The 19,288-nt window shown below is 65.6% G+C and carries 10 protein-coding genes; 6 read left to right on the forward strand and 4 right to left on the reverse strand.

Features of this window, described 5'->3' with window-relative positions; genetic code table 11:
• Positions 1-2: 2 nt before the first annotated feature.
• The gene (locus POF53_RS23500) at positions 3-2,189 is read left to right on the forward strand and encodes a patatin-like phospholipase family protein (protein ID WP_232857332.1); all 2,187 of its coding nucleotides are present in this window, start codon (positions 3-5) and stop codon (positions 2,187-2,189) included.
• Positions 2,190-2,284: 95 nt separating this feature from the next.
• Here POF53_RS23500 and POF53_RS23505 read toward each other — a convergent pair whose 3' ends face one another.
• Positions 2,285-2,722, reverse strand: a complete 438-nt coding sequence (locus POF53_RS23505) for a MarR family transcriptional regulator (RefSeq protein ID WP_028691103.1) — start codon at positions 2,720-2,722, stop codon at positions 2,285-2,287.
• A gap of 138 nt (positions 2,723-2,860) precedes the next feature.
• The gene (recQ, locus tag POF53_RS23510) at positions 2,861-5,008 is read right to left on the reverse strand and encodes a DNA helicase RecQ (protein ID WP_203651498.1); all 2,148 of its coding nucleotides are present in this window, start codon (positions 5,006-5,008) and stop codon (positions 2,861-2,863) included.
• A gap of 244 nt (positions 5,009-5,252) precedes the next feature.
• Here recQ and POF53_RS23515 point away from each other — a divergent pair, with 244 nt between their 5' ends.
• Positions 5,253-5,840: a UPF0149 family protein gene (locus tag POF53_RS23515; protein ID WP_232857331.1), complete on the forward strand. Its 588-nt coding sequence runs from the start codon at positions 5,253-5,255 to the stop codon at positions 5,838-5,840.
• Positions 5,841-5,848: 8 nt separating this feature from the next.
• Entirely contained in the window at positions 5,849-6,214 is a 366-nt protein-coding gene (locus POF53_RS23520) for a YbaN family protein (RefSeq protein WP_232857329.1), read from the forward strand.
• Between the two features lie 161 nt (positions 6,215-6,375).
• Here the strand turns inward: POF53_RS23520 and POF53_RS23525 are convergent, their stop codons facing one another.
• On the reverse strand, positions 6,376-12,747 hold the full coding sequence (locus POF53_RS23525) for a retention module-containing protein (protein WP_498969669.1): 6,372 nt from the start codon (positions 12,745-12,747) through the stop codon (positions 6,376-6,378).
• 488 nt (positions 12,748-13,235) lie between these two features.
• Here POF53_RS23525 and POF53_RS23530 point away from each other — a divergent pair, with 488 nt between their 5' ends.
• The 3 genes from POF53_RS23530 to POF53_RS23540 all read left to right on the forward strand — a co-directional run bounded on the left by POF53_RS23530 (position 13,236) and on the right by POF53_RS23540 (position 18,307).
• On the forward strand, positions 13,236-14,609 hold the full coding sequence (locus POF53_RS23530) for a TolC family outer membrane protein (RefSeq protein WP_186714529.1): 1,374 nt from the start codon (positions 13,236-13,238) through the stop codon (positions 14,607-14,609).
• 77 nt (positions 14,610-14,686) lie between these two features.
• Positions 14,687-16,822, forward strand: coding sequence for a type I secretion system permease/ATPase (locus POF53_RS23535; protein ID WP_498969674.1), 2,136 nt, complete (start codon positions 14,687-14,689; stop codon positions 16,820-16,822).
• Positions 16,823-16,951: 129 nt separating this feature from the next.
• The gene (locus POF53_RS23540; protein WP_203651489.1) at positions 16,952-18,307 is read left to right on the forward strand and encodes an HlyD family type I secretion periplasmic adaptor subunit; all 1,356 of its coding nucleotides are present in this window, start codon (positions 16,952-16,954) and stop codon (positions 18,305-18,307) included.
• A gap of 280 nt (positions 18,308-18,587) precedes the next feature.
• On the opposite strand, the gene POF53_RS23545 is transcribed toward POF53_RS23540, so the two are convergent.
• Positions 18,588-19,187, reverse strand: coding sequence for a tRNA-uridine aminocarboxypropyltransferase (locus tag POF53_RS23545; protein WP_498969671.1), 600 nt, complete (start codon positions 19,185-19,187; stop codon positions 18,588-18,590).
• Positions 19,188-19,288 lie beyond the last annotated feature (101 nt).

The following is a 19,288-nucleotide window of genomic DNA, read 5'->3' on the forward strand; positions in this document are numbered from 1 at the left end:
CGATGCGCCGCCTGCTGTACTGCCTCCTGCTGATGCTCACCTCCTTCACCGTGCTGGCCGCCGAAGCGGCACGGCCAAAGATCGGCCTGGTGTTGTCGGGCGGCGCCGCCCGCGGCCTGGCCCATATCGGCGTGCTCAAGGCCCTGGAGGAACAGGGCGTGCGCATCGACGCCATCGCCGGCACCAGCATGGGCGCGGTGGTCGGCGGGTTGTACGCCTCGGGCTACAGCATCGCCGAACTGGAAAAACTGGCCACCACGCTGGACTGGCAACAGGCGCTGTCCGATGCGCCGCCGCGCAAGGATGTGCCGTTTCGGCGCAAGCAGGACGACCGCGACTTCCTGGTCAAGCAGAGGCTGAGCTTTCGCGACGACGGCAGCCTGGGCCTGCCGCTGGGGGTGATCCAGGGCCAGAACCTGGCCCTGCTGCTGGAAAGCAAGCTGGCCCACACCGCTGACATCCGCGACTTCGACAAGCTGCCGATTCCCTTCCGCGCCGTGGCCACCGACATCACCAGCGGCGAGAAGGTGATCTTCCGCCGCGGCCACCTGCCCCAGGTGATCCGCGCCAGCATGTCGATCCCGGCGGTGTTCGCCCCGGTGGAGCTGGACGGCCGGCTGCTGGTGGACGGCGGCATGACCGACAACATCCCGGTGGACGTGGTGCGCGAGATGGGCGTGGACCTGGCCATTGTCGTCGACATCGGCACCCCGCTGCGCAACCGCAAGCAGCTGGCCACCGTGGTGGATGTGCTCAACCAGTCGATCACCCTGATGACCCGGCGCAACTCCGAGGAGCAACTGGCCAGCCTGCGTCGCGAGGACATCCTCGTCCAGCCGCCGCTGTCGGCCTTCGGCGTCACCGATTTCGGCCGCGCCCAGGACATGATCGACGCCGGCTACCGCGCCACCCGCGCCCTCGACCCGCGCCTGGCGGCGCTGCGCCAGCCCGAGGGCGACAGCAACCTGGCGGTGGCGCGCTCACCGAAACAGCGCACGCCGATCATCACTGCCATCCGCGTGGAGAACGACTCCAAGGTCAGCGACGACGTGATCCGCTACTACATTCGCCAGCCTGTCGGCGAACCGCTGGATCTCGGCCGCCTGCAGACCGACATGGGCACCCTCTACGGCCTGGACTACTTCGACCAGGTGCAGTACCGCGTGGCGCACAAGGGCGACGAGCATACCCTGGTGATCAACGCCCGTGGTCGGCGTGGCGGCACCGACTACCTGCGCCTGGGCCTGAACCTGTCGGACGACCTGCGCGGCGACAGCGCTTTCAACCTCGGCGCCAGCTACCGGGTCAACGGCATCAACCGGCTTGGCGGCGAATGGCTGACCCGCGCGCAGATCGGCGACGAGCAGGAACTGTACAGCGAGTTCTACCAGCCGCTGGACGTGGGCTCGCGCTACTTCATCGCGCCCTACCTGGCGCTGGGCTCGCAGAACGTCGAGGCGACCCTGGACAACGACCCGGTGGCCGAGTACCGCCTGGAGCGCTATGGCTTCGGGCTCAACGTCGGCCGGCAGATCGGCACCTATGGCGAAGTGCGCCTGGGCGTGGGCAAGGCCTGGGGCAACGCCGAGGTGCGCATCGGCGACCAGGACCTGCCCAAGGTCAGCTTCAACGAGGGGTTCTACGAGCTCAAGTATTCCTTCGATACCTTCGACAACGTCTACTTCCCCCACAGTGGCGAGGATATCGGCCTGACCGTGCGCAAGTACGACAAGTCACTGGACTCGGACCAGAACTACCGGCAGTGGCTGTTCAACCTGGACAAGGCCTTCAGCAGCGGGCCGAACACCCTGGTGCTGGGTGGCAGGTATGGACGAACGCTGGATGACGCCGAGGTAGTCACTTCGAGCTTCGTGTTCGGTGGCGCCCGGCAGCTGTCAGGTTTCCGCCAGGATTCGATCTCCGGGCAGAACATGAGCCTGCTGCGCATGGTCTACTACCGTCGCCTGACGCCTCGGGCCTACCTGCCCCTGGACTTCCCGCTGTACCTGGGCGGCTCGCTGGAGCGCGGCCGGGCATGGAACAATGACAATGAGTTCGACAGTGGCTATATCAATGCGGCGAGCATCTTCCTGGGGCTGGAAACGCCGCTGGGGCCGTTGAACCTGAGCTATGGGGCCAACGATGCCCATGAGAAGGCGGTGTACCTGAACCTGGGGCATACCTTCTAGAAATGATCGCGGGGCAAGCCCGCTCCCACAAGTCATGCAGCCAATTGTGGGATCAGACTCGTGGGAGCGGGCTTGCCCCGCGATTGATGAAGGGTTCAGGACTTCTCGAGATTATCGAGAATCTTCGCATGCACGCGCATGCACACTTCCATGTCGGCCTCGTCTATGCCGGTGAACAGCTCGAGGCGCAGGGCATTGGCGATGGTCTCGATCTGGTCGATCAGCGGCTTGGCCGGCGGGCACAGCAGGATCTTCTTGGCCCGGCGATCTTCCATCACCGCCTGGCGGCGCACCAGCCCCTGGCTCTCGAGGCTGTCGAGCAGGCGCGCCAGGGTCGGGCCCTCGACGCCCACGCTCTGGGCCAGCTCACGCTGGGTCGGCGCCTCGTCGAACCTGGCCAGGTGCAACAGCACCAGCCAACGGGCTTGCGACAGGTTGAGCCCGGCCAGGCGGCGGTCCAGTTCGGCACGCCAGCCCCGGGACATCTGGGCCAGCTGCATGCCGAAGCGGTGTTGGTTGTCGGTCAGGGGCATAAGCAACTCAATGAATAGAACTAATTATTAGCCAGCTAATCATGGCCCGGCCAATCAGGCAAGGTTCGATGCCGCGGAAATGGCTGATAATCATGTAAGGGTATGACAAAGGTCAGCAATTGGCGCAAATGCCGGCGATCACAGGCCGAACTCCAGCGCCAGCGCCGCCCGTACGCAATGCAGGACGCCTTCCGGCACCCGCTGGCCGAACAGCGGCGCCACGCCGGACACCGGCGGCAACTCGCCCTCGCCGTCGAGGAAGGCGTCCTGCACCTCCATCATCAGCTCCTCCGGCAGGTCCAGCGCCTGCTCCAGGCTCAGCTCCTGGCGGCCGATGGCCTCGGCCAGCAGGCTGTAGACGTTCTTCTCGGTGCAGTTCAGCTGCCCGGCGATCTGCGCCGGGGTCATGCCGGCGCGGGCCAGGCTGACCAGTTCGTGACGCAGGTCGAGCACCACCTTGGGCGCCTCCTCGGTGCCACCGGCGCCGTTGAGCACTTCGAGGAAGGCCTGGCCGTAGCGCTCCAGCTTGCGCGCACCGACACCACTGACCTGGGCCATGTCGCTGAGGCTGGTGGGCATGCTGCGCAGCATCTCCAGCAAGGTGGAGTCGGGGAAGATGACATAGGGCGGCACGCTGTGCTCCTCGGCCAGCTTGCGCCGCAGGGTGCGCAGCGCTTCCCACAACTCGCGCTCCTCGGCCCGCACCAGCTGGCTGGCCGGGCTACCGCCACCGCTGGAGGAGGACTTGGCCACGGTCTGCGGCTTGAGGTCGCGGCGCAGCTGCAGGTTCACCTCGCCGCGCAGCAACGGCCGGCAACTGTCGGACAGCCGCAGGCCGCCGTAGCCTTCCAGGTCGATGTCCACCAGGCCGCGCGCCACCAACTGGCGGAACAGCGAGCGCCACTCGGCTTCGGCCAGCGACTTGCCGACGCCGAACACCGAGAGCTTCTCGTGGCCGAAATTGCGCACCTTCTCGGTGTCCTTGCCCAACAGCACGTCGACCAGGTGGCCGACGCCGTAGCGCTGGCCGGTGCGGAATACCGCCGATAGTGCCTGACGGGCAGGTTCGGTGGCGTCCCAGGTCTGCACCTGGTCGACGCAGTTGTCGCAATGCCCGCACGGCTGTTCGAGCACTTCGTCGAAGTAGGCCAGCAGCGACTGGCGGCGGCAGCGGGTCTCTTCGCACAGGGCCAGCATGGCGTCGAGCTTGTGCTGCTCGATGCGTTTGTGGCGCTCGTCGCCCTCGGAGTTCTGCAGCATCTGCTTGAGCATCACCATGTCCTGCAGGCCGTAGGCCATCCAGGCATCAGACGGCAGGCCGTCACGGCCGGCGCGGCCGGTCTCCTGGTAATAGGCCTCGAGCGACTTGGGCAGGTCGAGGTGGGCGACGAAGCGCACGTTGGGCTTGTCGATGCCCATGCCGAAGGCGATGGTGGCGACCATGATCAGCCCTTCCTCGTTGAGGAAGCGGTGCTGGTTGGCGGCGCGGGTCTCGGCGGCCAGGCCTGCGTGATACGGCAACGCCGGGAAGCCCTGCTCGCAAAGGAAGGCAGCGGTCTCGTCGACCTTCTTGCGCGACAGGCAATAGACGATGCCGGCGTTGCCGCGACGCTCGCCGAGGAACGCCATCAGCTGCTTGCGCGGCGACTCCTTGGGCACGATGCGGTAGAAGATGTTCGGCCGGTCGAAGCTCGACAGGAAACGCTCGGCGCCCTGCAGGTGCAGGCGCTGGACGATCTCCTCGCGGGTACGCATGTCGGCGGTGGCGGTCAGGGCGATACGCGGCACATGCGGGAACAGCTCGGCGAGCTGGCCCAGTTGCAGGTATTCGGGGCGGAAGTCGTGGCCCCATTGCGACACGCAGTGGGCCTCGTCGATGGCGAACAGGGAAACGTCGAGGCCGCGCAGGAAGTCCAGCATGCGCGGCTGCACCAGGCGCTCGGGGGCCAGGTAGAGCATCTTCACCTCGCCGCGGCGCAGGCGCCCGGCCAGGTCGCGCTGCTGCTCGGCGCTGAGCGTGGAGTTCAGCGCCGCGGCGGCCACGCCCAGCTCGTCGAGGGTGGCGACCTGGTCGTCCATCAACGCGATCAGCGGCGACACCACCACGGTCAGGCCCGGGCGCAGCAGGCCAGGCACCTGGAAGCACAGGGACTTGCCGCCACCGGTTGGCATCAGCACCAGGGCGTCGCCTCCGCCAGCCACACATTCGATGATCGCTGCCTGGCGCCCGCGGAAACTGTCGTAACCGAAGACATCCTTGAGGACGCGCTGAGCCTGTTCGAGCATTTGCCACTCCAAAATCGCCGTACCATCCTGGACTCAGGCTGGACGATAAATCCGCCGCGCACACATCGAATGCGTAAGCGGTTTTTGCCAGATGACGGGAAAACGCCACCGGAGCACGAAAAACTGCGGAGTATACCCGACTGCCCCACCCCCGGCATGCCCCGCGGACAGACGTTCCCTTTGCCCCGCAGCCGCCGCAAGGTGCTAGAATTCACTATCGTTTATTCCCCAAGGTAGCCCTGTAATGTCCTTCGCCGAGCAACTGACCCGCCTGCAAGCCTTCCTCGACGCCGATGAGCTGCACGAAGAAGCGCTGGACTACGTCGCCGCACACGGCTACCTGACCGCGCTGTCGATCTGCTCGGAGCAAGTTCCAGACCGCGAGTGGATCGACGCGCTGTTCGCCGAGGAGCCCCACTACGCCAGCGAAGCACAGCGCGAAGAGATCGAGGCCACCCTGATCGGGCTCAAGGGCCACATCGCTCGCCAGTTGGCCAGCGACGAGGAATTCGACCTGCCCTGCGAGCTGGACCTGACCGAAGAGCCGGACGATTCCGACCTGCGCGGCTGGTGCATCGGCTTCATGGAAGGCGTGTTCCTGCGTGAAGAGGCCTGGTTCGAGAACGCCGAGGAAGAAGTCAGCGAAATGCTGCTGCCGATCATGGTCGGCTCGGGCCTGTTCGACGAGCAGCCGGAGTTCGAAGACATCGCCAAGGATGCCAACCTGCAGGACGACATGATCGTGCAGATTCCCGAGGCGCTGAGCGCGCTGTTCCTGCTGCTGCACGCCCCCGAAGAGAAGCCTGCCCTGCTCAAGCCGCGCCACCACTGATCAACGTGGTGCGCTACCTGCTGCTGGCCGCCGGCTGGCTCAGTGTCGCGCTCGGGGTGGCGGGGATCTTCCTGCCGGTGCTGCCCACCACTCCGTTCCTGCTGCTGGCGGCGGCCTGCTTCGCCCGCAGCTCGCCGCGCTTTCACCATTGGCTGGTGAATCATCCGAAACTCGGGCCATGGATCCGCGACTACCTCAGCGGCGAGGGGATTCCGCTGCGGGGCAAGGTCTATGCGATCGGCCTGATGTGGGCCAGCATCGGCCTGTCCTGCTACCTGGTGCCGTTGTTCTGGGCACGGGTGTTCATGCTGACCAGCGCGGTGCTGGTCAGTCTCTACATCCTCAAGCAGAAGACCTTGCAGCGACCGGATTGAGCCAGATGGCCAAGCGCCCCCCCCGTGTAGGAGCGGCCTTGTGCCGCGAAAGGGGCGCGCAGCGGCCCCTGCGATTTTTGCATCAATGCTGAAATCCTGGGGTCGCTGCGCGCCCCTTTCGCGGCACAAGGCCGCTCCTACAGGGGAATGTAAGCCTCGGCTTACACCGTATCCACCTTCAACGAATGGTCATTGAGCATGCCGGTGATGATGGTCGCGGTGTCATGCCCCGCCGCAATCAACCCGCCCGCCCCGGCCGCGACCCCGTAGTGCTGCGCCAGGTCCACCCCGGCCAGGTCGATGGTCTGGGTCGGTGCCGCGCCGGCGACGCTGCTGACTTCGATGGTCGACACCACATTGCCGCCGCTGCCACTGACCTTGAAGTGCAGATAGTCGTCCAGCGACGCACTGGTGGCGTTCTCGCCCTGCAGCAATTGCGACAGGTCCAGCCGATCGCTGCCCGGGGTGAAGTCGGTCACGGTGTCGTGGCCGGTGTCGCCCTTCTGCCAGACGAAGGTGTCGTTGCCGCTGCCACCGGTGAGGGTGTCATCGCCGCGTCCGCCGATCAGGATGTCGTTGCCGCCACCGCCCCTGAGCACATCGTTGCCCGCGCCGCCGTTGAGCAGGTTGTCGCCGTCGTTGCCGGTCAGGGTGTCGTTGTAGTCCGAGCCGACCAGGTTCTCGATGCCGGTGAGGGTGTCCAGCCCCGCGCCGACGGTATTCTGCTGGCCGACATGGCCGAGGTCGACGGTCACGCCACTGGTTGCCCTGGCATAGCTGGCGGTGTCGTTGCCGGCGCCACCGTCGAGCAGGTCATTGCCCGGACCGCCAATCAGCAAGTCGTTGCCGTCGCCACCGTACAGACTGTTGTTGCCTGCGCCGGCCACCAGTACATCGTTGCCGGCACCACCGTGCAGGAGGGTGTCGCCCGCTCCGGCCAGCAGTACATCGTCCCCTGAAGTACCGGTGAGGGTATTGCCGGCCTGGTAGGTGATGTCCACCGCCCCGTTCGCCGTGCCGCCATGGTTGTCGCTGACGGTGTAGCTGCCGTGGTAGTCGTCGTTGCTGGCGTTGCTGTAGTCCACCACCAGGCTCAGCTTGTAGTTCTCGGCGGCCTTGCTGTTGCCCGAGGCGTTCTCGGTATTGATCACATGGATGCTGTACACCCCGTCATGGGTGGCCGTGAAGCTGCCGCCATCGGCGATGGTCTGGTAGCTGCCGCTGGCATCCTTCCACTCCATCAGCAGGTTTCCGGCGGGCCGGTCATGGTCGAGGGTCAGGGTCTCGCCCTTGCGCAGGGTGACCGTCAGGGTATCCTCGTCGTTGGCATTGCCGGTGCTGATCGAGCCCAGGTAACCAGCCACCACCAGGGCGGCGGTCATGCTGCCGTTGAGGCTGGTGAACTCGCTGCGGGCCAGCTCGCGCAACTGGTTCTCGGCCTTGTTGGCGGTGGCGTTGAAGGTAATGGTCTGTGCCTGCGTGCCCGCCGTGAAACCCGCGCCCTTGTCGGCGAAGTTGGTATTGAAGGTGGTCGGCGCGGCGCTCAGGGTGTCGTGATCCGGATCGCTGTCATTGGCCAGCAAGGCCTCTGCCGGCACGCTCAGGGTGGCGCCCTTGATGTTGGTGATGATGTGGTCGGCGCCGGCGACCGGCGCGCCGTTGCTGTTGATGTTCACCGTCAGGCTGGCGCTGCGGGTATCGCCGTCGTTGTCGCTGGCGGTGAAGCCGAACTTCTCCGCCTGGCCGCTGCCGTTGTCCTTCGGCGGCGTGTAGGTGAACTCGCCGCTGTCCATGTTCACCACCAGGGTGCCGCCCAGGCCGGTCTTGATGTTCAGGCTGTTGCTCACGGTGTCGAACGAAGCCTTGTCCGCCCCGCCACTGACCGCATAGCCGCCCTGCCCGCCATTGGCCTTCGGATCGTAGGTGTAGGTGGTGCCGTCCACCAGCAGCGCCTTGATGAAGCCGCCGTCGGCACCGAAGTCGCCGCCGCTCATCAGGCTGCCGGTGATCGGCGCGCCCTGCACCGTGCCGGAGAGCACCGCACTAAGCTGGCTGAGGTCGGTGACCACCACCGAGTTGGTGTCGGTATGGCTGCTGCCGTCGTAGGCCAGCGGGTCGAGGTTGCCCTCGTTGACGCCGCTGCCCATGCCGATGGCGTAGGACTTGATGCCGTTGTTGTCGAGGAAGGTTTCCCAGGCGGTCTCGCGCGGCGCCGTCATCGCGTGGCCGTTGGTGGGTTCGCCGTCGGAGAAGAAGTAGCTGATGTTCTGCGCCCCCACCAGCTTGCCGGTGGTGGCGAAGGCTTCCTGGGCCTTGGTGGCCGCCGAGTCGTAATAGGTCGAGCCGCCGGGATTGAGCCCGGCGATCAGGCTCTTGGCCTCGCTGATCGAGACCCACACCGGTGTCTTGATCTCGGCGCCGGTGCCGAAGGTGACGATCTGCACCTTGATGTCGCCCATCTCATCGTACTTGTCGAGCAAGGCATTGATGGCCTGCTTGGCCAGTTCAAGGCGGGTCAGCCCCGGGACGCCGGAGCTTGCGGCCATGCTGCTGGAAACGTCCACCACCAGCAGGATGTTGGAGTCCACCTGGCCGGGCGTGATGCTGCGCACCGCACACTGCACCGTCGGCACATCGTCGACGATGTTGATGGCGATGGTGCTGGTGACGCTGTTGCCCAGGGCGTCAGTGGCCTTGTAGGTGAAGTACTCGTTGACGGTGTTGGCCCCATCGTTGGCGCCACCCGGGGTCTTCGGCGCCGAGGTCAGGGTGTAGGTATAGGAGCCGTCGGCGTTGAGCTGGATCTGTCCGTACTGGCCCACGGCGTTGCCGACCAGGCTGTAGGTCAGTGCACCGACGCCGCCATGCACCGAGCCGACCAGGCTGCCGGAGGCGGTCTCGCCGGTGGAGCCAGGATCGCTGCCGGTCACGCTGCCGGCGGCCAGGTCGTTGCCATCCTTGTGCAGGTCCAGGGCTTTTTCGTAGACGGTGACGTCGTTGTCCTCGCACGCCACCAGCTTGCTGTCCTGGACATTGATGCGGATGGTCGTGGTGCTCTCATCGCCATCGGCATCGCGGATGGTATAGACGAAGCTGTCGGTCGCCCCGGCGGGCGGCACGCTGTCGGGGTTGGCGTGGTAGGTGGCGTTGCCCTGGCTGTCCAGGGTCAGGTAGCCGTACTGGCCAATGATCGTGTCGCCCACATGGCCAATGGCAGAAGTCGAGGTGTCGGAACCTGCGCGCACGCCGACCACGTACTGTCCGTCGGCACGCACATCGGCGCCGACCACATCGTTGTCCAGCACGTTGCCGCTGACACTGGCGCCCTCCTTGACCGAAGCCACGTCGCAATGGGCCTTGGGCACATCGTCGACGATGCTGACCACGATGGTGCTGGTGGTGGTGTTGCCGAGCGAATCCTTCACCTGGTAGGTGAAGCTCTCGGTGACCACATTCGGGCCATCGTTGGCGTGGTTGGGCGAGTTCGGTGCCGAAGTCAGGGTGTAGGTGTAGCTGCCATCGCTGTTCAGCTGGATCTGGCCATACTGCCCGGCGGCATTGCCGACCAGGGTGAAGGTCAGGGCGCCGATACCGCCGCTGACCGAACCGGCCAGCGAGCCGCTGGTGGTTTCCGTGGTGGCGTGCGGATCGCTGCCGGTGACCGTGCCTGCAGCCAGGTCGTTGCCGTCCTTGGTCAGGTCCAGGGCTTTCTCGTAGACCTTGGCCGTGTCGTCGGGGCAGGCGACCAGCGAGATATCGTGCACGTCGATGGTGATGGTGGTGGTGCTCTCGTCGCCATCGGCGTCGCGGATGGTGTAGACGAACACGTCCGTGGCACCGGCCGGCGCCACGCTGTCGGGGTTGGCGTGGTAGGTGGCGTTGCCCTGGGCGTCTAGGGTCAGGTAGCCATATTGCCCAACCACATTGCTGCCCAGCTGGCCGATGGCCGAGGTCGAGGTGTCGCTGCCTGCGCGCACGCCGACCACATACTTGCCATCAGCCGGCACGTCAGCGCCGATCACGTCGTTGACCAGCACGTTGCCGCTGACGGTGCCACCTTCGTAGACATTGGCGAAATCGCTGTGAGCCTTGGGCACGTCGTCGACAATGCTGATCACGATGGTGCTGGTGGTCGAGTTGCCGAGCGAGTCCTTCACCTGGTAGGTGAAGGTTTCCGTCAGCACGTTCGGCCCGTCGTTGACGTGATTCGGCGAATTCGGCGCCGAGGTCAGGGTGTAGGTGTAGGAGCCATCGGCGTTCAGCTGGATCTGGCCGTACTGGCCGGTGGCATTGCCGACCAGGGTGAAGGTCAGCGCCCCTGTTCCGCCACTGATGGAGCTGACCAGCGAGCCGCTGGCCGTCTCGGCGGTCGAACCTGGCTGGCTGCCGACCACGTTCCCCGCAGCCAGGTCGTTGCCATCCTTGGTCAGGTCGAGCGCTTTCTCGTAGACCGTGACCTCGCTGTCGGCGCCGGCGATCAGCGAGCAATCACGTACGTCGATGGTGATGGTGGTGGTGCTTTCGTCGCCGTCACTGTCTCGCACGGTGTAGACGAACACGTCTGTGGCCCCGGCAGGTGCCACGGCGTTGGGATTGGCGTGATAGGTGGCGTTGCCCTGGGCGTCCAGGGTCAGGTAGCCGTACTGGCCCTGGACCTGAGTGCCCAGCTGGCCGCTGGCCGAGGTCGAGGTATCGGAGCCGGCCCGCACGCCGACCACGTACTTGCCATCGGCGCGCACGTCGGCGCCTGAGGTGTCGTTGTCGAGCACGTTGCCGCTGACCGTGCCACCTTCGACGACACTGGCCGAATCGGGATTGGCCTTGGGCAGGTCATCAACGATGTTCACATCCAGCGAGCCGCTGGCCGTGCTGCCGTCGGTGTCCGTGGCCGTGACGGTGAAGTGCTCGGACAGGCTGTTGGCGCCGTCGCCGTTGGCGTGGCTCTCATTGTCCAGCAAGGTGTAGCTATAGCTGATCACGCCCGTGGCCGGGTTGTAGCCAGTGATGGTCAGGGTATTGCCCAGCGCCGTGGTGATCGACTGCGGGAAGCTTGCCGCCACGCCACCGCTGACCACGCTGATACCGCCGACGCTCAAGGATTGCAGGCCATCCGGTGCACTGACCGTGAACGTGCCGCTCTGGGTCAGGGCGCCCGGGTTCGGCGCGCTGCCGTCGGCCAGGTTTTTCTCGTAGACCGTCAGCTCGCCACCGTTCACGTCCAGACCGCCCAGGGTCACCGGGTCGTCGAGGTTGCTGACGTTCAGGGTCAGGGTCGCGGTGCTGGAGTCGCCGTCGGCGTCCTTCAGGGTGTAGGTGAAGGTCTCCACCCCATTGCCACCGCCTTGCAGGTTCTTGAAGTCGGGGTCGTTGGTGTTGAGGGTGTAGGTGTAGGAGCCGTCCGCCGCCAGGACCAGGGTGCCGTAGGTGCCGACGAAGGTACCGGCTACCACCGGGCCGCTGGGGATGCGGTCTGCCCCCTGGATGTCGTTGCCCAGCACATTGCCGCTGAGTTCCACATGCTGCTCGGTGGCGGCGGTGGCATTGGTGTCGTTCACCGCCCGTGGCACATCGTCACGGATGATCACGTCGAGCGTACCGCTGGCCACGTCGCCATCCGTGTCGCTGACCAGCACCGGGAACTGCTCGCCCAGGGTATTGCTGCCCGCACCGTCCGGGTGATGCTCGGCGCCGGTCAGGGTGTAGCTGTAGCTCACCACACCCGTGGCCGGGTTGTAGCCGGTAATGGTCAGCACATTGCCGAGCCCGGTGACGATGGACTGCCCGATGCCGGTGACCACGCCCGCCGTGACCACATTGATGCCGCCGACACTGAGGTTGAACACGCCATCGGCGGCCACCACCGTGAAACTGCCGGACTGGGTCAGGGCCGCCGGATTGCTGGCCGAGCCCTGGGCCAGGTTGGCCTCGTCCAGGGTCAATTCGGCGGGGCTGATATCCAGGCCATTGAGGCTGACCGGATTGTCGATCGCTGGTGTATCGGCCAACACCGGCCCGTCATCGTTGCCGTCGAGGCCACCGAGTTCGAGATTGGCCAGCAGTGGGAAACCATTGAATCCTGCGGTGGGGAAGCCGATGGTGGGATCCACCCGGGCGGCCACCTCGGTCAGTATCACGAAACTGTGACCCCCGCCGAGCGCCCCCGACACGCCTGACGGGTTGCCGCCCGCCGCCGTCGCTTCGGCTTCCTGCGTGGGGTCGGCGCCAGCGGCAATGGCTTTTTGCAGTTGCTCGACATCACTGAGCTGGGCGTCGCTGGGCTGCGCGTCCGGCGCCTGCACGTGGGGCGCGCGATTGGCCAGCAGGTCGGTGGTCATCTCCAGGCTGCTGCCGCGGCCCAGGGTCAGCTGCGCACCATTTTGCAGCCGCACCGCCACGGCGCCCTCGCTGCCGGTCTCGAGCTGTTCGCCGACGAACAACCGGTCGCCTTCCACCAACAGGCGGCGATGACCATCGTCGCCCACCGCGAATACCTGGCCGATCACCTTGCCGACTACACCGACTAATTTAGCCATGAGCGTACGCCTCCCCTGCCGATGGGCTTTTCGCAGATCAAGGCGTGCCGGGTAATGTGCGCAACGTTCCGAGTGCCATGGCTGGTGGATCGTTGCTGTCACGTTCGTGAGAAACCACGCTCCTTGTGACGACTGCCACGATAGCGAAGTGGGCGAATGGCCATTATCGAGTGCCATTTTTCTGTCGCCAAATTCCGCTTTCGCCTTCCTCCCCTGTCTCCTTAGCTGCAAAAAATCTGGAACTTTCACCAAGGCCCGAAAATCGCCTGTCCCAGCCAATTCCCGTAACCGCCTGAATGAAACAATGTCGCGGATTCCTTAGACCGCATAAGTTTTTTTTCGCATATATCTTATGAAAAAATCTTCTTAGCTCGCCCGATAAATGTTCTTAGCTCTGTTGTTACAAACCTGAAACGGTTTGATTCTAATTTTTCGTCATTTTTTTGGCGATTAGCAGGACATTATTCAAGACCAGGGAGATGTACCCCATGCGCGCTTTAACCCCCATCACCAGTGCGATTTTGTTGGCCATGGCGTGTGCCAACAGTCAGGCGATGTCGATCACCGAGGCTGTCCAGAACGCCGTGGACCAGCATCCCGAGATCAGCGCCAGCCGCAACAGCAGGCTGTCGGCCGACGAGGATGTGAAGTTCGCCCGCGGGGGGTACTACCCAACCGTCGATCTGGTCGCAGGCTACGGCCGGCAACGCTCGGACAACACCAACACTCGCGGCTTCAACCCCGACGGCACGCGTAACCACAACAAGGAAACCCTCAACTACACCCAGTCGGAACTGCGCCTGCGGCAGATGCTGTTCGATGGCTTCAACACCTCCAACGAGGTCGCCCGCACCGAAGCGGTGGCCACCTCGCGCGCCTACTACACCCAGGCCACCGCCGAGAGCATCGCCCTGCGTGCCATCGAGGTCTACCTCGAGGTACTCAAGCGCCGCGAACTGGTGACCCTGGCCAAGAACAACCTGCAGGCCCACCTGCGGGTCAACGACCAGATCGGCCTGCGCAGCGAACGTGGCGTGGGCAGCACCGCCGACCTCGACCAGTCCCGCGCCCGTCGCGCCCTGGCCGAGAACAACCTGGACACCGCCGAGGTCGATCTGGCCGACGCCGAGGCCAACTTCTACAGCGTAGTCGGGCGCATGCCGGACGAGCTGGAAACACCGGTCACGATCAAGGGCGAAGTACCGGGTGACCTGCTCAATGCCCGCCAGGGCATGCTGGAGAACAACCCCTACCTGAAGTCGGCGCAGGCTGACGTGCGCTCCGCCGAGCAGCAATACGAAGTGGCCAAGTCGCCCTTCTACCCGCGCCTGGACGCGGTGCTGGCCACCGGCGCCAACAACAACATCGGCGGTCAGAAGGGCCACGACAACAACGACTGGCAGGCCGGCGTCGAGCTCAGCTACAACCTGTTCCGCGGCGGCAGCGACAAGGCCCGCCTGCAGTCCGACGCGCACAAGATCAACCAGGCGATGGACATCCGCAACAACGCCCTGCGCGAGCTGAACGAAAACCTCAGCCTGGCCTGGAACGCGATGAACAACGCCCGCAAGCAGACCCCGAGCGCCCGCGAGTACGCCGAAACCACCCAGCGCGTGCGCGCCGCCTACCAGGACCAGTTCGGCTTGGGCCAACGTACCCTGCTCGACGTGCTCGACAGCGAGAACGAGCTGTACAACGCCAACCGGCGCTACACCGAAGTGCGCTACACCGAAGAGTTCTCCATGTATCGGGTCCTGGCAACCATGGGTGAGTTGCTGAGCAAGCAGCACATCTCGCTGCCACCCGAGGCCATCGCCAAGACCGAAGTACGCAACGAGGCGAAATTGCCCGACATGCGTTAGGTTCTGACGAGACAAGGGACTTTTCGCCAGCGCCCATTTCCCGTCCACCGCGGCAGGAGTAGGCCATCGTGACCAGTATGCAAAGCGCGCAACCGCGCCTGGATGTTGATGATCCGTTGCTCGATGGCCTGCTGATCCTGTGCAAGCTGCACGGCTGCCCTGCCAGCCGCGCCAGCCTGTGCAGCGGTCTGCCGCTGGCCGAGCAACGCCTGCCCCTGGCCCTGCTGCCCCGCGCCGCCGCGCGGGCGGGGTTGCAGGCGCGGGTCCTGCAGCGTGACCTGGACGCCATCTCGCCACTCAACCTGCCGGTTCTGCTGATCCTCAATGACGGCCGCAGCGCCGTGCTGCAACGCTGGGGGGACAATGGCCGGGCCCTGTTGCTGCCGTGCGAAGCCGAAGGCGGCGAGCAGTGGGTCGAACGCGAAGTCCTGGCCGAGGCCTACAGCGGCCAGGTCCTGTTCGCCCGTCCTCGCCATACCCTGGAGGACGTGCGTGCCCCGCTGATCCCACGGGTCAATGCCTGGTTCCGCGACACCCTGCGGCATTCCCGCTGGCTGTATGGTGATGCCCTGCTGGCCAGCCTGCTGATCAACCTGCTGGGGTTGATGGTGCCGCTGTTCGTCATGCAGACCTACGACCGCGTGGTGCCCAACCAGGCGCTGTCCACTCTGTGGGTGCTGGTGGCCGGGCTGTTCATCGGCACCGCCTTCGAGCTGGTGCTGCGCATGGTCCGCGCCCACCTGCTGGACCAGGCCGGCAAGAAGACCGACCTGATTCTCTCGGCCACCCTGTTCGAACGCATCACCGGCATGAGCATGAAGGCCCGGCCCGCCACCATCGGCGGCTTCGCCCAGAGCATCCATGACTTCCAGGGACTGCGCGAATTTCTCACCGCGGTCACCCTGACCAGCATCATCGACCTGCCGTTCGTGGCGCTGATGCTGCTGGTGATCGGCCTGCTCGGCGGCTGGCTGGTGGTGATCCCGCTGATAGCCTTCCCGCTGGCCGTGGGCCTGGCGCTGTTCATCCAGGTGCGCCTGCGTGACACGGTGCAGAAGAGCCTGAGCCTCGGTGCGGTGCGCCAGGCGTTGCTGATCGAGACCCTCGGCGGCCTGGAGACCCTCAAGGCCTGCGGCGCCGAAAGCGAGCGCCAGTACCAGTGGGAACACACCAACGGCGCCATCGCCCGCCTCGACGCCCATGCCCGCAACCTGTCCTCGCTGGCCAGCAACGGCACGCTGTTCATCCAGCAGTTTTGCGGCATGGCCACCATCGTCGCCGGGGTGTACAGCATCATCGCCGGCAACCTCAGCGTCGGTGCGCTGGTGGCCAGCTACATGCTCGGCAGCCGGGTCCTCGCGCCGCTGGGCCAGATCGCCGGGCTGATCACCCGCTACCAGCAGGCGCAGCTGACCATGCGCAGCACCGATGCGCTGATGAGCCTGCCCCAGGAACGCGAGGCCGAGCACCAGGCCCTGGAACACACCGCTCTGCTGGGTGGCATCAGCATCAACCACGCCACCTTCCGCTATCCCGGGCAAGCGGCCCCGGCGCTCAACGATGTGAGTGCCACGCTCAAGCCAGGCGAGCGCATCGGCATCATCGGCCGCAGCGGCTCGGGCAAGAGCACCCTCGCCCGCCTGCTGATGGGCTTTCATCACCCTGACGAAGGCCAGGTGTTGCTGGACAACCTCGACCTGCGCCAGCTGGACATCGCCGACCTGCGCAGCCAGGTTGGCTACGTGGCCCACGACCTGCCCCTGCTGGCCGGCAGCCTGCGCGACAACCTCACCCTCGGCGCCCGTCATGTCAGCGATGCGCGCATGCTCGAAGTGGCCGAGCTGACCGGGGTCAGCGAACTGGCCCGCCAGCACCCGCAAGGCTTCGACCGCCCGGTGGGCGAACGCGGCCAGCTGTTGTCCGGTGGCCAGCGCCAGGCCGTGCTGCTGGCCCGGGCGCTGCTGCTGGAACCGCCGATCCTGATCCTCGACGAACCCACCAGCCACATGGACAACAGCAGCGAGGAGCAACTGCGCCAGCGCCTGCTGAACTGGGTGCCGGGCAAGACCCTGCTGCTGGTCACCCACCGCACCTCGATGCTCAGCCTGGTGGATCGGCTGCTGGTGCTGGACAACGGCAAGATCGTCGCCGACGGGCCGAAGGACGCGGTCATCGACGCGCTGCGCAAGGGCCGTATCGGCGCGGCGCTGTGACACGACCACCACCCCTGTAGGAGCGGGCTTGTCCCGCGATCAAGGCAACGCGGTGCCTGGCACGGGCTATGCCCGTGATCGCGGGACAAGCCCGCTCCTACAGGGGGCCAGTTTTCTAGGAGGTAATGTATGCCCTTCAGCCACAGCGTGCGCAGCTACCTCCAGGGCGCCGACAAGCGCGCCGAACGCGACTACATGCCGGAGCTGGCCGGCGCCACCTTGCAGGAGTCGCCCAGCCTGTCACGCCTGACCGTTTGGCTGGCGGCGATCCTGCTGCTGGTGGCCCTGGTCTGGGCCAACTTCGCGGTGCTCGACGAGGTCACCGTCGGCGAGGGCAAGGCCATTCCGTCGAGCAAGGTGCAGGTGGTGCAGAACCTCGAGGGCGGCATCGTCACCGAGATCTTCGTGCGTGAAGGGCAAATGGTCGACAAGGGCGCGACCCTGCTGCGCCTGGACGACACCCGCTTCAAGTCGAACAAGGGCGAGAGTGAAGCCGACCGTTACGCGCTCACCGCCCAGGTCGAGCGCCTGTCGGCCGAGTCCGAGGGCAGGCCCTTCGTGTTGTCGAACGAAGTCCGCGCCAAGGCACCGCAGGTGGCCGAGGACGAAGCCGCGTTGTATGACTCGCGCCAGCGTCGGCTGGCCAGCGAGAAACAGACCCTCAACGAACAACTGCGACAAAAGACCCAGGAGCTGGCCGAGTTCCGCTCCAAGGTCGACCAATACCGCTCGGCGGTCGGCCTGCTGCAACAGGAACTGGACATGTCCTCGCCACTGGTGAGCAAAGGTGCCATATCCCCCGTGGAAATCCTGCGCCTCAAGCAGCGCAGCGTCGAGGCGCGCGGCCAGCTCAATGCCACCAACCTGGCGATCCCCCGCGCCGAGGCGGCGATCGCCGAAATCCGCAGCAAGATCCAGGAATCCGACGCCAGCTTCCGCTCCGACGCCGCCAAGGAGCTCAACGACAAGCGCACGGAGCTGTCGAAGATCACCGCCACCAGCATCGCCATCGACGACCGGGTCAACCGCACCACCGTGGTGTCGCCGGTGCGCGGCATCGTCAAGCTGCTCAAGGTCAACACCATCGGCGGCGTGGTCCAGCCCGGCAGCGACCTGGTGGAGATCGTGCCGATCGAGGACAACCTGCTGATCGAGGCCAAGGTAAGGCCCCAGGACGTGGCGTTCCTGCACCCGGGACAGACGGCGATGGTCAAGTTCAGCGCCTACGACTACACCATCTACGGCGGGCTCAAGGCCAAGCTGGAGCTGATTGGCGCGGATACCGTCACCGACGACAAGGGCAACGCGTTCTACCTGATCCAGGTGCGCACCGACAAGAACCACCTGGGTGGGGACAACAAACCGCTGCTGATCATCCCTGGGATGGTGGCCACGGTGGATATCATCACCGGGCAGAAGAGCGTGCTGGACTATCTGTTGAAACCGGTGCTGAAGGCGCGGACGGAGGCGTTGCGCGAGCGGTGATCGCCAGCATGGCAGTGCAATCGCGGGGCAAGCCCGCTCCCACTGATCATTAGCCCGTCGCATGGTGGGCTTGTTACGCGATCAGGCTCACCCCTTGAAAGGGCCGCTCCAATTCAAGATTGCCGGGGTCGCTTTGCAACCCTTTCGCGGCACAAGGCCGCTCCTACAGGAGAACGCGTGCCCAGTAGGAGCGGCCTTGTGCCGCGAAAGGGCTGCAAAGCAGCCCCGGCAACTCCAGGCCGGGCGCCTACTATCACACCTTGAAGGGGCGGGCTCCGATTCAAACCTGCCCATGATTGCGTTGATATGTCTGCGCTCCCATGGCCTCGATCTGCCCTTCGATCAGCGCCTCGAACGGGCGCAGTAACTCATCGAACGCTGCCGGAGCCTCCAGCACATTCAACGCCTGCACCACCGCCTCGAGCGTCGACAGGGCACCCGGTTCCGGTGCCTTGCGCAACCGATAGCGCGAGGGCTGGACATGGCCGAGCGTCACCCGTGGCAGACTCTCCAGCAGCGAGTTCAGGTACAGCAACTTGCGCGCCTTGCGCCAAGTGCCATCCGGCACGATCAGCAGCAGCGGCAGGTCGACGTCTTGACCATAGCCTTGCAGGACCTCGGCCTCGTCACCGGGGAACAGCAGCGCCGGTCGGTAACCTGGCGTTGCCAGCAGCGCGTCCAGGTCTTCGAACACCTCGCCGATCCGCAACTCGGCGTTGACCAGCCCAAGGACCGCCAGGCGTGCGGTGTTCAGGGCGTGGGCGGTCTCGCTGGGGTGCTGCAGCACGACCACGCGGGTGCGGCTGTCCAGGTGCGGGATCAGTGGGCAGAGGCAATGGGCGAGCGGGCGCTGGCAACGCTCGCAGCGGGGTCTGGGCATGGGGGGCTCCTTGGGGCGGGTAGTTTGCCACAGGGTTGCCATCCCCGGGGGCTGCGAGGCGTGGGGGGGGGGGGGGGGGGGGGGGGGGGGGGGCCGGCCCC

The sequence above is a fragment of the Mitsuaria sp. RG genome (assembly GCF_028369275.1).
Lineage (GTDB): Bacteria > Pseudomonadota > Gammaproteobacteria > Pseudomonadales > Pseudomonadaceae > Aquipseudomonas > Aquipseudomonas peradeniyensis.

Bases quoted from the DNA above. Each gene is read 5' to 3' on its own strand.
- POF53_RS23500 (WP_232857332.1), top strand. From the start codon at position 3: ATGCGCCGCCTGCTGTACTGCCTCCTGCTGATGCTCACCTCCTTCACC.
- POF53_RS23505 (WP_028691103.1), bottom strand. From the start codon at position 2,722: ATGCCCCTGACCGACAACCAACACCGCTTCGGCATGCAGCTGGCCCAG.
- recQ (WP_203651498.1), bottom strand. From the start codon at position 5,008: ATGCTCGAACAGGCTCAGCGCGTCCTCAAGGATGTCTTCGGTTACGAC.
- POF53_RS23515 (WP_232857331.1), top strand. From the start codon at position 5,253: ATGTCCTTCGCCGAGCAACTGACCCGCCTGCAAGCCTTCCTCGACGCC.
- POF53_RS23525 (WP_498969669.1), bottom strand. From the start codon at position 12,747: ATGGCTAAATTAGTCGGTGTAGTCGGCAAGGTGATCGGCCAGGTATTC.
- POF53_RS23530 (WP_186714529.1), top strand. From the start codon at position 13,236: ATGCGCGCTTTAACCCCCATCACCAGTGCGATTTTGTTGGCCATGGCG.
- POF53_RS23535 (WP_498969674.1), top strand. From the start codon at position 14,687: ATGCAAAGCGCGCAACCGCGCCTGGATGTTGATGATCCGTTGCTCGAT.
- POF53_RS23540 (WP_203651489.1), top strand. From the start codon at position 16,952: ATGCCCTTCAGCCACAGCGTGCGCAGCTACCTCCAGGGCGCCGACAAG.
- POF53_RS23545 (WP_498969671.1), bottom strand. From the start codon at position 19,187: ATGCCCAGACCCCGCTGCGAGCGTTGCCAGCGCCCGCTCGCCCATTGC.